The organism is Reyranella soli (assembly GCF_007992495.1).
Lineage (GTDB): Bacteria > Pseudomonadota > Alphaproteobacteria > Reyranellales > Reyranellaceae > Reyranella > Reyranella soli.
Window position 1 is genome coordinate 1 of the sequence record NZ_BKAJ01000224.1, and the last position, 13905, is coordinate 13905.

13 protein-coding genes are annotated in these 13905 nt (G+C 65.8%); 5 read left to right on the top strand and 8 right to left on the bottom strand.

Translation table 11 applies throughout. The features are described 5' to 3' along the window. Window positions 1-40: 40 nt before the first annotated feature. The 5 genes from RSO01_RS42865 to RSO01_RS42885 all read right to left on the bottom strand — a co-directional run bounded on the left by RSO01_RS42865 (window position 41) and on the right by RSO01_RS42885 (window position 5107). Window positions 41-1030 (bottom strand): ABC transporter ATP-binding protein, encoded by a 990-nt coding sequence (locus tag RSO01_RS42865; protein WP_147156736.1) that lies wholly within the window; start codon window positions 1028-1030, stop codon window positions 41-43. Continuing rightward, the gene (locus tag RSO01_RS42870) at window positions 1027-1920 is read right to left on the bottom strand and encodes an ABC transporter permease (protein ID WP_147156737.1); all 894 of its coding nucleotides are present in this window, start codon (window positions 1918-1920) and stop codon (window positions 1027-1029) included. The genes RSO01_RS42865 and RSO01_RS42870 overlap by 4 nt, the downstream gene beginning before the upstream one ends. 4 nt (window positions 1921-1924) lie before the next feature. Beyond that, entirely contained in the window at window positions 1925-2872 is a 948-nt protein-coding gene (locus RSO01_RS42875; RefSeq protein WP_147156738.1) for an ABC transporter permease, read from the bottom strand. Between the two features lie 157 nt (window positions 2873-3029). Beyond that, complete coding sequence (locus RSO01_RS42880; RefSeq protein ID WP_147156739.1) at window positions 3030-4628, bottom strand: ABC transporter substrate-binding protein; 1599 nt, start codon at window positions 4626-4628, stop codon at window positions 3030-3032. A gap of 89 nt (window positions 4629-4717) precedes the next feature. Continuing rightward, window positions 4718-5107, bottom strand: coding sequence for a VOC family protein (locus tag RSO01_RS42885; RefSeq protein ID WP_147156740.1), 390 nt, complete (start codon window positions 5105-5107; stop codon window positions 4718-4720). 38 nt (window positions 5108-5145) lie between these two features. Between RSO01_RS42885 and RSO01_RS42890 the strand changes: the two genes are divergently transcribed. Beyond that, window positions 5146-5955, top strand: a complete 810-nt coding sequence (locus RSO01_RS42890) for an HpcH/HpaI aldolase family protein (protein WP_147156741.1) — start codon at window positions 5146-5148, stop codon at window positions 5953-5955. A 136-nt stretch (window positions 5956-6091) separates the two neighbouring features. Here RSO01_RS42890 and RSO01_RS42895 read toward each other — a convergent pair whose 3' ends face one another. Next, a complete protein-coding gene (locus RSO01_RS42895) occupies window positions 6092-7744 on the bottom strand; it encodes a thiamine pyrophosphate-binding protein (protein ID WP_147156742.1) in 1653 nt (550 codons plus the stop codon). 91 nt (window positions 7745-7835) lie between these two features. Between RSO01_RS42895 and RSO01_RS42900 the strand changes: the two genes are divergently transcribed. Further along, window positions 7836-9428 carry a GMC family oxidoreductase gene (locus RSO01_RS42900; RefSeq protein WP_147156743.1) on the top strand — a complete coding sequence of 531 codons (1593 nt, stop codon included), beginning with the start codon at window positions 7836-7838 and terminating at the stop codon, window positions 9426-9428. A 42-nt stretch (window positions 9429-9470) separates the two neighbouring features. On the opposite strand, the gene RSO01_RS42905 is transcribed toward RSO01_RS42900, so the two are convergent. Then, window positions 9471-10187, bottom strand: a complete 717-nt coding sequence (locus RSO01_RS42905) for an aspartate/glutamate racemase family protein (RefSeq protein WP_147156744.1) — start codon at window positions 10185-10187, stop codon at window positions 9471-9473. Window position 10188: 1 nt separating this feature from the next. Further along, on the bottom strand, window positions 10189-11169 hold the full coding sequence (locus tag RSO01_RS42910; RefSeq protein ID WP_147156745.1) for a Bug family tripartite tricarboxylate transporter substrate binding protein: 981 nt from the start codon (window positions 11167-11169) through the stop codon (window positions 10189-10191). Between the two features lie 62 nt (window positions 11170-11231). Here RSO01_RS42910 and RSO01_RS42915 point away from each other — a divergent pair, with 62 nt between their 5' ends. From RSO01_RS42915 to RSO01_RS42925, 3 genes are all read left to right on the top strand, one after another. Beyond that, window positions 11232-12395 carry an acyl-CoA dehydrogenase family protein gene (locus RSO01_RS42915; RefSeq protein WP_147156746.1) on the top strand — a complete coding sequence of 388 codons (1164 nt, stop codon included), beginning with the start codon at window positions 11232-11234 and terminating at the stop codon, window positions 12393-12395. Between the two features lie 82 nt (window positions 12396-12477). Continuing rightward, complete coding sequence (locus RSO01_RS42920; protein ID WP_147156747.1) at window positions 12478-13428, top strand: hypothetical protein; 951 nt, start codon at window positions 12478-12480, stop codon at window positions 13426-13428. A 16-nt stretch (window positions 13429-13444) separates the two neighbouring features. Further along, on the top strand, window positions 13445-13888 hold the full coding sequence (locus RSO01_RS42925; protein WP_147156748.1) for an ion channel: 444 nt from the start codon (window positions 13445-13447) through the stop codon (window positions 13886-13888). The last annotated feature ends 17 nt before the right edge of the window (window positions 13889-13905 follow it).

Sequence of the window (13905 nt, forward strand, 5' to 3'; positions counted from 1 at the left end):
GAGCGCGCAGGATGCGCGCGGTCCAAAAGAGCATGAAGCCTTACACATCGGAATGCCAGCAGGCCGCCCAATGGCCTTCCTTCTTCTGCTCGTAGGCGGGCCGCTCGCGGCGACAGAGATCGTCGGCCTTGGTGCAGCGCGGGGCGAAGGCGCAGCCCTCAGGCAGGTCGAACAGGGGCGGCACGATGCCCGGGATCTCCTGCAGGCGGCCGGTGTTGCGCGCGGCCTGACCGCGCATCAGGTCGAGCCGCGGGATCGAGGCCAACAAGCCCACCGTGTAGGGATGGAGCGGCCGCGAGAACAGCTCGCCGACCTCGGCCTCCTCGACCTTGCGGCCGGCATACATGACGATGACCCGCCGCGCCGTCTCGGCAACGACGCCAAGATCGTGGGTGATCAGGATGACGGCGGCGCTGAACTCGCGCTGCAATTCGACGATCAGCTCCAGGATCTGCGCCTGGATGGTGACGTCGAGCGCCGTCGTCGGCTCGTCGGCGATCAGCACCTTGGGATTGCAGGCCAGCGCCATGGCGATCATGGCGCGCTGGCGCATGCCGCCCGAGAGCTGGTGCGGATATTCCTTGGCGCGCTGGGCCGGCTCGGGGATGCGCACCAGGTCGAGCATCTCGATGGCGCGCTTGAAGGCCGCCTTGCGATCCAAGTCGCGATGCAGGATCAGCGCCTCGGCGATCTGCTTGCCGATGGTCATCACCGGATTGAGCGACGTCATCGGCTCCTGGAAGATCATCGAGATCTCGTTGCCGCGGACGCGGCGCATCTCCTCCTCGCTGATCTGCAGCAGGTCGCGGCCGCCCAGCTTGACGGAGCCCGAGACGATGCGGCCCGGCGGGTCGGGGATGAGCCGCATCAGCGACAGCGCCGTCATGCTCTTGCCGCAGCCCGATTCGCCGACGATCGCCAGCGTCTCGCCCGAGGCCACGTGGAAGTCGACGCCGTCGACCGCCCTGACGATGCCCTGCCGCGTATAGAACCAGGTGCCGAGGTCTTGGACCTCGAGAAGAGCGCTCATGAACGCTGTCTCGGATCGAGGATGTCGCGCAGGGCGTCGCCCAACAGGTTGGTGCCGAACACCGTCATGCTGATGGCGACACCGGGGAAGATGACCAGCCACGGCGCCGTACGCACGTACTCGGCAGCAGATTCAGACAGCATGCGGCCCCACGACGGATAGGGTTCGGGGATGCCCAGCCCGAGGAAGGAGAGCGAGGCCTCGACAAGGATCGCCGAGCCAAGCTGGGCCGTTCCCAGCACGATCAGCGGCGCCAGCGTGTTGGGCAGGACATGGCGCACGGCGATACGCAATTCGCCCATGCCGACAGCGCGCGCGGCCTCGACGAAGGGCTGCTCGCGCAGCGACAGCGTGCTGGAGCGCACGACGCGGGCGACGCTCGGCACCAGCGGGATGGCGATGGCGATGATGGTGTTCTCGAGCGAAGGGCCGAGCGCCGCAGCCATAACCAGCGCCATGACCAGGAGCGGCAGGGACTGCATGATGTCCATCAGGCGCTGTGTGAGAAGGTCGACGGCGCCGCCGAGATAGCCGCTCATCAGGCCGATCGACACGCCGAGGATGCCGCCCATCAGGGTAGCGCCGAGGCCGACGGCAAGCGAAATGCGCGCGCCGTAGACGATGCGGCTGAACATGTCGCGGCCCATGAAGTCGGCCCCCAGCCAGAACACGCCACCGGGCCGGGCCAGCGAGGCCTTGGCGTCGGTCGAGGTCGGGTCGAACGGCGCGATGAAGTTGGCGAAAACGGCGGTGAACACGAAGGTCAGCACGATCACCGCGCCGACCGCGCCCAACGGATAGCGCCGCGCCGTGAAGACCAGCTGGCTGCGCCAGCCGGTGATGTTGGCACCGGCGCGGTGGAGTTCAGCCTCATGGTCGATGATGGCCATTGTTCTAATCCGCGTACTTGATGCGGGGGTCGAGGACCATGTAGGCCATGTCGACCAGGAAATTGACCGTGACGACCACGAAGGCGATCAGCATCACCAGGTTCTGCACGATCGGATAGTCGCGCCAGCGAATCGCCTCCACCAGGAAGCGCGCCACGCCCGGGATGTTGAACACGGTCTCGGTGACGATCAGGCCGCCGACCAGAAAGGCCGCCTCGATGCCGATGACGGTGACCACCGGCAGGAGCGCATTGCGGAGTGCGTGGTTGTAGTTCACCGAGGTGTTGGAGGCGCCCTTGGAGCGCGCCGTGCGGATGTAGTCCTGGCGCATGACCTCCAGCATGGACGAGCGCGTCAGCCGCATGATCAGCGCCGAACTTCGGAAGCCCACGACGGCAGCGGGAATGGCCAGAAGCCCGACCTCCTGCAGGAAGCCACGCGGCTCGTTGGTGTAGATCGGGATGGTGCCGAACCAGTGCACCGACGCCATCAGCACCAGGAGGCCGAGCCAGAAGGACGGCAGCGACAGGCCGCTGAGACTGATCACGCGCAGGGAATAGTCGAGCGCGGTGTTCTGGCGCACCGCGCTGATCACGCCGAACGGCACGCCGAGGATGATCGAGAAGAACAACGCCATGAGCGTCAGCTTGGCGCTGATCGGGATGCGCGGGGCGATCTCCTCGATGGCTGGCCGCTCCGAGACATAGGCGAAGCCGAGGTCGCCGCGCGAGAGCCCGCCGATCCACTGGCCGTACTGCTCGAGGATCGGCCGGTCGAGCCCCAGCTCCTTGGCGATCTTGGCCTTCTCCTTGGCGTCGGCGATGCCCGCGGCATCGACCAGGATGTCGGCAATGTCGCCCGGTACCAGCCGCAGCATGACGAAGATCAGGATGGACATCCCGAACAGGGTCAGGGCCATCAGCAGGAAGCGTCGGACAAGGTAGGAGCCCATCAGCCCTTCCTTCCATCACTCTCGAGTTCCTCTCCCCCGCTAGGGGGAGAGGTTAGGTGAGGGAGATTCGACGTGCGCCGCCCCCTCACCCAGCCTCTCCCCCTAGCGGGGGAGAGGAGCATGAAGGAGCTGAGTGGGCGGCGGCGCACGGTTGTTCCTACCGATCCAGCCAGACGTCTTCGAAGCGCCAACCGTTGTAGATGCTGTTTTGCTGCAGCACGAGACCCTTGAGCTGCGGCGTCCAGCAGGTGTTGGCGACGTTGTGGTTGATCACGGGACGCGCGCCGTCCTCGGCGAGCTTCTTCTCGATCTCCCACACGATCTTCTTGCGCTTGTCGCGGTCGAGCTCGGCCGACTGCTTCTCGATCAGGGCATCGACCTCGGGGTTCTTGTAGGCCGTGTAGTTGCGGTCCGAGCTCGAATGGAAGTTCTCGTAGAAGGCGGTGTCGGGATCGTCGACGCCGCCACCGGTCAGGTTCATGCCGACCGAGTAGTCCTTGCGCTGGATCTTGTTGTACCAGACGGTGGTGTCGATCGGATCGAGCTCGGCGTCGATGTTGATGGCCTTGAGCTGGTCGATCAGGATCACCGCCGGATCGCGATAGATCGCGATGTTGCGTGTCGCGACCTTGATCTTGAGCGGCTTGTCCTTGGTGTAGCCGAGCTTCTCCATGATCGCGCGGGCTTCGGCGCGGTTCTTGGCGATGTCGGTGCCGAAGCCCGGCAAGGTCTCCAGCATCTCCTTGGGCATGCCCCAGAAGCCGGCCGGCGGCGGCAGCATGGCCGCACCGTAGAGCGCATGGCCCTCGAACAGGATGTCGTTGAAGGGCTTCTGGTCGATCGCGAGCACCAGCGCGCGGCGCACCTCGGGCTTGTCGAATGGCGGCGCGTCGCGGTTGATCAGGATGTTGGCATTGACGTTGGTCGGCCGCGCTTCGCAGACGGCGTCGGGCTTCTGCGCCTTGACGTCCTTCAGCATCGGGAAGGTGACGTCCGAATCGAACGTCATGTCGAATTCGCCGGCGACGAAGCCCAGGGTGCGCGTGCTGCGGTTGGGCACGATCTTCCAGTCGATGGCGTCGAGATAGGGACGGCCCTTCTTCCAGTAGTCGGGATTGCGCACCAGCTTGATCGATTCGTTGCGCTTGAAGTCGACGACTTTGAACGGGCCGGTGCCGATCGGCTTGGAGCGCATGTCGCGGCCGTTGGCATGGCAGGCATAGACCGGTGAGTAGCCGGCAGCCAGCATCGACAGGAACGACGGCTGCGGCCGGCCGAGCACAAAGGTGACCTCGGTGTCGGAGCCGACGGTCACGTCCTTGAGGTTGCTGTACCAGACCTTGCGCGGGTTCTTGCGGATGAGCTCGGACTTCTCTTCCTGACCAATCAGCGCATCCCAGGTGCACTTCACGTCCTTGGCCGAGAACGGCTTGCCGTCGTGCCACTTCACGCCGGAGCGCAGCTTGAAGGTGAGCTTGGTCTGGTCGGGACTCCACGACCAGCTCTCGGCCAGGTCGGGCACGATCTTGTCGGGGCTGTTGATCTTCTCGTTGGGGTCGAACATCACGAGGTTGTTGAACGCCGCCATGAACGGCTGGACGACCGAGATCGTCGCTTCCTCGTGGATCGAGGCGCTGGGCGGGTTGTCGCGATGGGAGATCTTCAGGGTACCGCCCTGCTTCTGGGCAAAAGCCGGTGCCGCCGCCAATACAAACGCAGCAAGAGTCCCGGCCGCAAACGCCACGCGTGAACGCATCAATTTTCCTCCCAAGGACGCGCCGTTCTCTTGAGGGCGCTGTTCTCCCCGTGGCGCGAGGCTAGCACAACCTCTGCAACGGCCAAGCTCTAATGAGCCGGGCTGGCGGCGGGCCCCTTCAATTCGATCTGATTTCCTTCCGGATCATGGAAATAGACCGACGGACCGTTGCCTTCCGCACCGTAGCGCTCGACGGTTTCGCCGACCGATATGCCGAACGGCGCGAGACGCGTGACGATGGCGTCACGGTCGAACGGTTCGATGCGAAAGCAGAGGTGATCCATGTTGGCTGCGTCTTGCGGCCGCTCGGCGGCGATCAGGTCGAGCAGCGAAGCGCCGGCCCGCATCTGCACCAGGCTGATGCGGTCGAGCTTGCGCTCGACGTTGAAGCCGAGCGCCTGTTCGTAAAAGCGGACCATGCCGGGCAGGTCGCGGCAGCGCAGCACGACATGGTCGATTCGTTCGACATGGAAGGTCATGGCGTCTAGCCTATCGCAAAGGTGTCAGAGGGGGAAACATGGCCTTCGCAGTCAACGCCGCCAAGGCGCGGCTCAAAAAGAATCAGCTTGCCGTTGGCATCGGCGTGCGACTGGTTCGCAACGTCGACATCATCAAGGTGATGAAGGCGGCCGGCTTCGACTGGTTGTTCCTCGACCTCGAGCATGGCGCGATGTCGATCGAGAACGCCTGCGAGATCTCGACGGCGGCGCAGGATTCCGGCATCGCGCCCATCGTGCGCGTGCCTTACGGCGATCTCGCCATGGCGACCCGCATCCTCGATGGCGGCGCGCTGGGCATCGTCATCCCCCATGTCGACACGGCGGAAGAAGCGCGCGAGATCGCCGACAAGCTGCGCTACGCGCCGATCGGCCATCGCTCGGTGGGCGGCGGCCAGGCGCAGTTCGACTACGCGCCCATGAAGATGGCCGACATGACCAAGCGCGCCAACGACAACACGCTGATCACGGTGATGATCGAGACGCCCAAGGCGGTGCGCAATGCCGAGGCGATCGCGGCGGTGCCCGGCATCGATGCGCTGCTGGTGGGCTCGAGCGACCTCTCGATTGAGATGGGCGTCCCCGGCGAGAACGGGCATCCCAAGATCCAGGAGGCCGTCGACACGGTCGTCGCCGCCTGCAAGAAGCACCGCAAGTTCCCGGGCATGGGCGGCGCCTACAGCGAGGAGCTGCTGCAGCTCTACATCGGCAAGGGCATGAAGATGCTGCTGGCCGGCAACGACCTGCCGATGCTGGTCAACGCCGCCCGCAACCACCAGGCCAAGGTGCGCGCGATGGCCGGGGTGAAGGCGAAGCCGAAGAAGAAGTAGCAAAAATCGTCATCCCGACCGGAGCCGAGCGCAGCGAGGCGAAGCGGAGGGACCTCTTCTTGTGGCCGCTGCCAACAAGAACAGGTCCCTCGACTGCGCCGCCCTTCGGGCGGCTTCGCTCGGGATGACGGCTTTTCTACCGCTTCCCTTCGATCTCGATCTCGATCAGGTGCGGCTTGCCCGACCTGAAGGCGGCCGCCACCGCCTTCTGGATGTCCTCGGCCTTGGTGACGTGTGTGCCGGCGACGCCCATGCCCTTGGCGAGATCGACGAAGCCCATCACCGGGCCGCTGAGATCCATGTGCATGTAGGGCTTGTTGGACTTCACGTCGAAGCGCGCGCGGTAGGCGTCGATGTTGTGCTTCAACACGCGATACTCGCGGTTGGCCAGGATGACGAACACGATCGGCAGGTCGTGGTGCGCCGCCGTCCACAGCGCCTGGATGGAGTACATCGACGAGCCGTCGCCCGAGATGCAGAGGATCGGCCGGCCGGGTTCGGCCACCGCCACGCCGAGCGCGCCGGCCACGCCCTGGCCGATGCCGCCGCCGCGGCCGCTGTAGTAGTCGCCGGCTCCTGAGAAGGTGAAGGTCTTGAACAGGTCGAGGTTGGCCGTGATGGTCTCGTCGACCACGACGACATCGGCCGGCGATGCTGCCTTCAGCTCGGCCATGACGCGCGCCATGGAGGTCGGCGTGCGCGACCAGGCCTTCTCGACACGCGCCTTCTGGGCCGCGTCCTCGGCCTGCTTCTGGGCCCGGAACGCATCCTGGCGCGCGCGGGCCGCCGCGCCGTTGATGCCGGTGGTCGTCTGCCACAACGCCTCGAGGGATGCGTCGACGTCGGCGATCACGCCGGCGTCGACGGCGAAATTGTAGGCCATGCGCGGCGGCGCGGCCTCGATCTGCAGCACCTTGCAGCCGGCCGGGAACGGCGAGCCGGGGCCGTACCAGACTTCCTCGAAGAACGGCCCGCCGACCAGCAGTACCAGGTCGTTGCCGGCAAACTGCTTGGCCACCCCCGGTGCATCGAAGGCGAGCGTGCCGCGATAGGCCGGATGGTCCGTCGGAAAGGAATTGCGCCCGCGCAGGCCCTCGAACCACACCGAGGCGCCGATACGCTCGACCAGCTTCTCCAGGGTCTTGCCCGCGCCGGCGCGTGCCACGTCGTCGCCCGCCACGATCGTCGGGTTTTTGGCGGCGATGATCAGGCGCGACATCGCCTCGATGCCCGCAGGATCGGGCCGGCTGGCACTGAAGACCTGCCCGGGCTTCCCGGCCGGAACGTTGGTCTCCTGCTCCATGACGTTGATGGGCAGGGCCACGAACACAGGCCCGGCCGGCGCATCGTTGGCGATCTTGAAAGCGCGCTGCAGGATCGGGCCGAGCTCGTCGGCGCTCTCGACCTGCACGCTCCACTTGGTGACGGGTGCGGACATCGCCGCGAGGTCGTGGCCGAGCACGGGATCACGCAACCGGATGCGGGTGTCCTGCTGGCCCGCCGTCACCACCATGGGCGAGTTGTTCTTGAGCGCGCTGTAGATCATGCCGATGGCGTTGCCGAGACCGGGCGCCACATGCAGGTTCACGAAGCCGGTCTTGCCGCTCGCCTGGGCGTAGAAATTGGCGGCGCCGGCCGCCACGCCCTCATGCAGATGCACGATGTACTGAAGTTGCGGGTAGTCGAGCAGCGAATCGAGCAGCGGGCTTTCGGTGGTGCCGGGGTTGCCGAAGATGCGGTCCACGCCGTGGGCCAGCAGCGTCTCGAAGAACACCTGACGACCGCGCATTGCTCCATCCCTCCAAATTTGTTGCTTGGTATGGGAAACCGATGGAGGTTGTCGAGCGATATCGGGAGAGAACGCCAATGCGAGCAACGCCATGAAGGCGGATTACGTCGTGGTGGGTGCCGGCTCGGCCGGTTGTGTGGTCGCGTCTCGTCTGTCGGAAACGGGCGCCTCGGTGATCCTCTTGGAGGCCGGGCCCAGCGACTGGCATCCCATGATCCATATCCCGGCCGGCATGCGGTCGCTGATCCGCAATCCGTTGGTCAATTGGAACTATACGACCGAACCCGAGAAGGGCACCGGCGAGCGCCGCATGGAATGGCCGCGCGGGCGCACCTTGGGCGGCTCGAGCTCGATCAACGGCATGCTCTATGTGCGCGGCGCGCCGGCCGACTTCGACGGCTGGGCGCAGATGGGCTGCCGCGGCTGGAGCTACGACGATGTCCTGCCGTACTTCAAGAAGTCCGAGCACTACGTGCAGGGCGGCGACAGCGAGGTGCGTGGGCAGGGCGGGCCGCTCAAGGTCGAGGACTACCGTACCATCCTGCCGCTCACCCATCGCTTCGTCGAAGCGGCCCAGCAGGCGGGCTTCCCGTTCAATCCCGACCTCAACGGCAAGCAGCGCCAAGGCGTCGGCTATTCGCAGATGACGCGGCGCGGCCGCTTCCGCGGATCGACGGCGCAGACTTTTCTGCGCGAGGCCAAGGGCCGGCCGAACCTGCGTGTCGAGACCGAAGCGCAGGGCGGCAAGCTGATGTTCGAGGGCAAGCGCTGTGTCGGTGTCACCTTCCAGCGCGGCGGCAACATCACTGAAGTGCGCGCCAACCGCGAAGTGATCGTGTCGGGCGGTACGATCAACTCACCGCACATCCTGCAGATCTCCGGCATCGGGCCTGCGGCGCACCTGCAGTCGCTCGGCATCCCGGTGGTGCACGACCTGCCCGGTGTCGGCGCCAACCTGATCGACCACTACGTCATCCGCGTGGTGCATCGCGTGCACGGCACGGAGACGGTGAACGAGATCGCCCGCTTCCCGCGCGTGCTGCCTGAGATCCTGCGCTTTGCCTTCACCGGCAAGGGCGCGCTCACCTTCGGCGTCACCACGGCACAGGTATTCTGCGACAGCCGCGAGGGGCTGGCCTCGCCCGACCTGCAGCTCCTGTTCACGCCCGGCAGCACACATCCCCTGAAGTTCGGCCAGCTCGACGAGCAGCCGGGCATGAGCTGCGTGGTCTGCGTGGTGAAGCCCGACAGCCGCGGCACCATCATGGCCGCCTCGGCCGATCCGTTCGCGCGGCCTGCCATCAAGCCCAACTACCTCTCCGCGCACACCGATGAGCTGGCGCTGCTGGGCGGCACGCGCCATGTACGCAAGATCTTCGCCGCGCCGGCACTGGCGCAGCACAGCAAGGGCGAGATCCAGCCCGGGCCCGACATCAAGAGCGATGCCGACCTGCTGGCCTATGCGCGCCGCTCGGGCAACACGCTCTATCACCCGGTCGGCACCTGCAAGATGGGGGAGGATCCGCGGGCGGTGGTCGATTCGCGATTGCGGGTGCGCGGCATCCAGGGCCTGCGGGTGATCGACGCCTCGGTGATGCCGACGCTGACGACCGGCAACACCAATGCACCCACCATCATGATCGGCGAAAAGGGCGCGGAGATGATCGCGGCCGACGCGCGCTAGTCTTGCCGGACCGTGGGCCTCCAGGCCCGCGGTCCGGCAAGACTAAAACACCTTCGGCCTCAGCCCGGCGTGGAACCAGGTGATCATCGAATAGATGTCGTAGACCGGCAGGCCGATCGCTTCCTGCAATGCCGCCGCGTAGGGCGGCATGTTGGTGCATTCGAGCACGATGGCGCCGAGGTCGGGGTGGCGCGCGACAAGTCCCTTGCCGGCCTCGACCACGTCCTGGCGCGCGAGATCGACGTCGAGGTCCTGCTTCTCGCCCTTGATCAGCACGCGGAAGAACTCGCGGCCGTTCTCTGTGCCGGCGATCGGCGCATCGAGCGGCACGCCGGCGCCCTCGAGATGGGCCGGTGTCAAACTCTGCGCGCTCACCGAAACGATGCCGACGCGCTTGCCGGGCGGCAGCGTCGCCTGCACCCACGGCACCTGCATCAGCGATGACGTCGCCACCGGCACGCCGACGGCAGCCGCGATCTCGCGCTGGAAGATCGACAGGAAGCCGCAGTTGGTGGTGATCGCCTCGGCGCCGAGATCGACCAGGTCGGTCGCCGCGGCGACGAAGTCCTGCAACAGGCCGGTCGCGCCGTTCAGCACGACCTTCTCCGGACTGGCGCCGCGCACGACGCGGAACAGCACGGGAAACGGCCAGGTCGTGCCGTTGCCCATGTCGCCCGCAATGCGCGGGAAGCGCGCTTCCAGCATCAGAATGCCGAGCGGCGCGCCGTAGATCGACTTGCCTCCTTTGGCGATGTTCATGTCAGTCCACCTTCGCGCCGACGGCCTTCACGACCTCGGCCCACTTGGCGCGGTCGCGCTTCACCGTTGCCGTGAACTGCTCGATGGTCTCGTAGCGCGGCGTGTTGCCGAGCTCAGCGAGCTTCTTCTGCGTCTCGGGATCGTCCAGCGCCACCTTGATCGCCGCGTTGAACTTCCTGGCGATCGTCGGATCGACGCCCTTGGGTCCGAAGATCGCAAACCACGTATAGCTCTCGTAGCCCGGTACGCCCGCCTCATCGATGGTCGGGACGTCGGGGATCGCCGCCACGCGCTTCTTGGTGGTGACGCCCAGGAGCCGCACCTTGCCGGCGCGGTATTGCTGCAGGATCGTCTGCACCTGATTGAAGATGCAGCAGACGTCGCCTTTCAGCACCGCCTGGATGGCGTCGGGGCCACCCTTGTAAGGCACGTGGACCATGTCGAGGCCCGCCCTGAAGTTGAACTCGGCGAAGGCGAGATGAGTGCCCGTGCCGTTGCCGGTCGAGGCGTAGTTGTACTTGCCGGGAGCGGCCTTCACCTTCGCAATGAAGTCCTTCACCGATGTCGCATCGATCACGTCCGGATTGATGGCGAGCACGTTGGACACGTCGACCAGGGTGGAGACCGGCGTGAAGTCGGCCTCGACGTCGAAGGCCAGCCGGGGATAGAGCGCAGGATTGACGCCGTGCGTCGCTGCGGTGCCCAGCAGGAAGGTGTAGCCGTCGGGTTGAGCACGAGCGACGACTTCCGATGCAACATTGCCGCCGGCGCCGGGCTTGTAGTCGATGACCAGGCGCTGGCCGAGCGACTTCTCAAGTGACGGCTGCAGCATGCGGGCGACGACATCGACGCCGGAGCCGGCAGGGAAACCCATCAGCACCGTGATGGGCTTGCTCGGCCAATCCTGTGCCATCGTTGAAGCCGCAGAGAGAAAGAGCGCGGCCAAGGACGCGGCAAACGAGCCCACAAGGGCCTTCAGCATGGTGGTCTCCTGAAGAGCGGATGATTTGGCTGCTATGCTGGGGCAACGGAGGGAGAAAAACCATGGGCTACATGACCGACGAGCGCCGGCTGATCCAGGAAACGGCGCGCGCCTTCGCCATGAAGGAGGTGCTGCCGGTCGCCAACAAGCTCGATCCCGAGAAGGGCGACATCCCGCCGGAGCTGATCCAGAAGCTGGCCGACGTGGGCTATTTCGGCATCGTCATCCCCGAGCAGTATGGCGGCCTGGGGCTGGGGGTCTTCGAGTACTGCCTGATCACCGAGGAGCTGGCGCGCGCCTGGATGAGCGTCGCCTCCATCATCGCCCGCGGCAACGGACTGTCGGCCGGCCGCGGCATGACCGACGCACAACGCGCCGTTTTCCTGCCACGCGCCGCGCGTGGTGAATTCTTGGGCGCAGCGGCCATGTCGGAACCAAATGTCGGCTCGGACCTGGGCGCGATCTCCTGCCGCGCGCGGCGCGACGGCGACGATTGGGTGATCAACGGCAACAAATATTGGTGCACCTTCGCCGACGGCGCCGACTACATCATGCTGGTGGCGCGCACCTCCGATCCAACCGATCCCAAGCGCAAGCATGTCGGCCTGTCGTCGTTCCTGATCGAGAAGCCGCGCGGCACGCTGCCGCCGGGCGTCAAGGGCGCGCCCATTCCCAAGATCGGCTACTTCGGCTGGAAAACCTGGGAGCTCGCCTTCGACGATTGCCGCCTGCCGGGCTCCGCCCTGATCGGCGAGGAAGGCCGTGCCTTCTACTACATCTCGGCCGGCCTGGAGCGCGCCCGCGCCCACACGGCCGCGCGCTCGATCGGCCTCGCCCGCGGCGCGCTGGAGGACGCCACCGCCTATGCCCAGGAGCGCCGGCAGTTCGGCCAGGCGATCGGCGATTTCCAGAACACCCGTTTCCGGCTCGCCCGCATGGCGACCGACATCGAGGCGGCGCGCCAGCTCATGTACTTCGTGTGCGACGAGATCGACCAAAAGCGCCGCTGCGACAAGGAGGCGGCCATGGTGAAGCTCTTCGCCTCCGAGATGGCCGAGCGCGTGACCTCCGAGGCGCTGCAGGTGTTCGGCGGCGCGGGCTATACCACCCTGCATGCTGTCGAGCGCTACTGGCGCGATGCCCGCCTGACCAAGATCTTCGAGGGCACGTCGGAGATCCAGCAGCGCATCATCTCCGACCACCTGCTGGGCAAGTCCCGGGCCTGAGTCCCTCTTTTTGGGACAACCAGTCAATGGTCTGTGGACAGGCAGTCAAGCAACCGTTTTGGCTTTCCCTTATTGTGCCCGGATGTTTTTGCGCCTGATCTGTATTGTCGCCTGCCTTGTGGTCTCAGGCTGCGCCAGCACGCAGCTGAACTACAACACCGCCGACCTTGCCTCTTCGCTCAATTCGCTGACCAAGCGCCAGATCTTCTTCAACCTGGCCCAGGCGCTGTCCGACCCGGAGTTCGTGCCCTCGCAGGCGACGATCTCCATCGGCACGGCGCAGACCCTCAACGCCGTCACCCCCTCCATCAGCATCCCCACCGGCCTGCCGATGGTGACGACGGCGCGCGACGGCACGGGACGGTTCGCCGGCTCGCAGTTCACCACCCAGGTCACCTCGCCCACGCCCACGCTGGGTGTCCAGATGACGGACGGCTGGAACCAGAGCTGGACCATGGTTCCCCTCAACTCGGCGCCTCAACTCCGCCGCCTCAGGGCTCTCTATCAGTACGTGACCGGGACAGTGCCGCATCACGGGACCCGGAACCTCACCCTGGAAGAGGCCGAGAGACTGTTTCTGTGCGAGTACCCCTTGCAGTCGTTCAACGTCGCGCCGTCCAGCGGAAACGTCACCTTCAAGATCGAGGGCTGCCCGAACAACAACACCCGGGAATCGCAGTCGCGCATCGTTCACGTCGACCCGACCTTTACCCAGGGGCCGACCTGCGTCATCTGCATCGACGATCTCAACGCCAAGCAGCTGCGGCCGCACATCAATCCAAACCTCAAATACAACTTCATACGGACTCAAAAGACCGGCGACATGGTGGGAATCGGTTCCCACGGGACGACGGAGTTCTATGTCTGCGGTTCTCCCGAGGGAGACTGCCCGCGCATCGCGCAGCAGGATCCGTTCGACGGTCGCAAGGCCTTCGGCGACTTCATCCTGTTCGTGTACGAGGCGGCAACGGTGCCATCGGCGAGCGGCGCCGGACGCCAGACGGGTGGCTCCTTCGTCTATTCGGTACGCTGACCAAGGGCGGCGCGACATGGAACTCGACGCACCGATGGGCCACATCGTCCGCGGCATCCTGATGGTCGGCGCGACCGGCGTCGTCCAGGTCCTGGCACAGCTGGCGCTCAGCCGCATGATGGACATCCTGCCGTCGCCGCCGGAATCGCGCTATCCGACGTTCTACATGCTCACCCACAGCGTCAGCGCCGTCATGATCCTGCTGGTCGGCCATATCGTGCAGGTGACCGTATGGGCGGTGCTTTATTTCTACTATTGGGGTGCGTTCAAGACCTTCGGCGTCGCGATGTACTTCTCGCTGGCGAGCTTCACCACGCTGGGCGCCTCCGAGCTTACCCTGCCGCCGCACCACCGCATGCTCGGCGCCTTCGAATCGGCCGCCGGCATGATGATGTTCGGCTGGTCGACCGCCCTCCTGGTCGCCGTCGTCGTCCGCACCGACCGCCGCGCCCGGCCCTAATCTTGCCGGACCGCGGG

Bases quoted from the DNA above. Each gene is read 5' to 3' on its own strand.
- RSO01_RS42865 (WP_147156736.1), bottom strand. From the start codon at position 1,030: ATGAGCGCTCTTCTCGAGGTCCAAGACCTCGGCACCTGGTTCTATACG.
- RSO01_RS42870 (WP_147156737.1), bottom strand. From the start codon at position 1,920: ATGGCCATCATCGACCATGAGGCTGAACTCCACCGCGCCGGTGCCAAC.
- RSO01_RS42875 (WP_147156738.1), bottom strand. From the start codon at position 2,872: ATGGGCTCCTACCTTGTCCGACGCTTCCTGCTGATGGCCCTGACCCTG.
- RSO01_RS42880 (WP_147156739.1), bottom strand. From the start codon at position 4,628: ATGCGTTCACGCGTGGCGTTTGCGGCCGGGACTCTTGCTGCGTTTGTA.
- RSO01_RS42885 (WP_147156740.1), bottom strand. From the start codon at position 5,107: ATGACCTTCCATGTCGAACGAATCGACCATGTCGTGCTGCGCTGCCGC.
- RSO01_RS42890 (WP_147156741.1), top strand. From the start codon at position 5,146: ATGGCCTTCGCAGTCAACGCCGCCAAGGCGCGGCTCAAAAAGAATCAG.
- RSO01_RS42895 (WP_147156742.1), bottom strand. From the start codon at position 7,744: ATGCGCGGTCGTCAGGTGTTCTTCGAGACGCTGCTGGCCCACGGCGTG.
- RSO01_RS42900 (WP_147156743.1), top strand. From the start codon at position 7,836: ATGAAGGCGGATTACGTCGTGGTGGGTGCCGGCTCGGCCGGTTGTGTG.
- RSO01_RS42905 (WP_147156744.1), bottom strand. From the start codon at position 10,187: ATGAACATCGCCAAAGGAGGCAAGTCGATCTACGGCGCGCCGCTCGGC.
- RSO01_RS42910 (WP_147156745.1), bottom strand. From the start codon at position 11,169: ATGCTGAAGGCCCTTGTGGGCTCGTTTGCCGCGTCCTTGGCCGCGCTC.
- RSO01_RS42915 (WP_147156746.1), top strand. From the start codon at position 11,232: ATGGGCTACATGACCGACGAGCGCCGGCTGATCCAGGAAACGGCGCGC.
- RSO01_RS42920 (WP_147156747.1), top strand. From the start codon at position 12,478: ATGTTTTTGCGCCTGATCTGTATTGTCGCCTGCCTTGTGGTCTCAGGC.
- RSO01_RS42925 (WP_147156748.1), top strand. From the start codon at position 13,445: ATGGAACTCGACGCACCGATGGGCCACATCGTCCGCGGCATCCTGATG.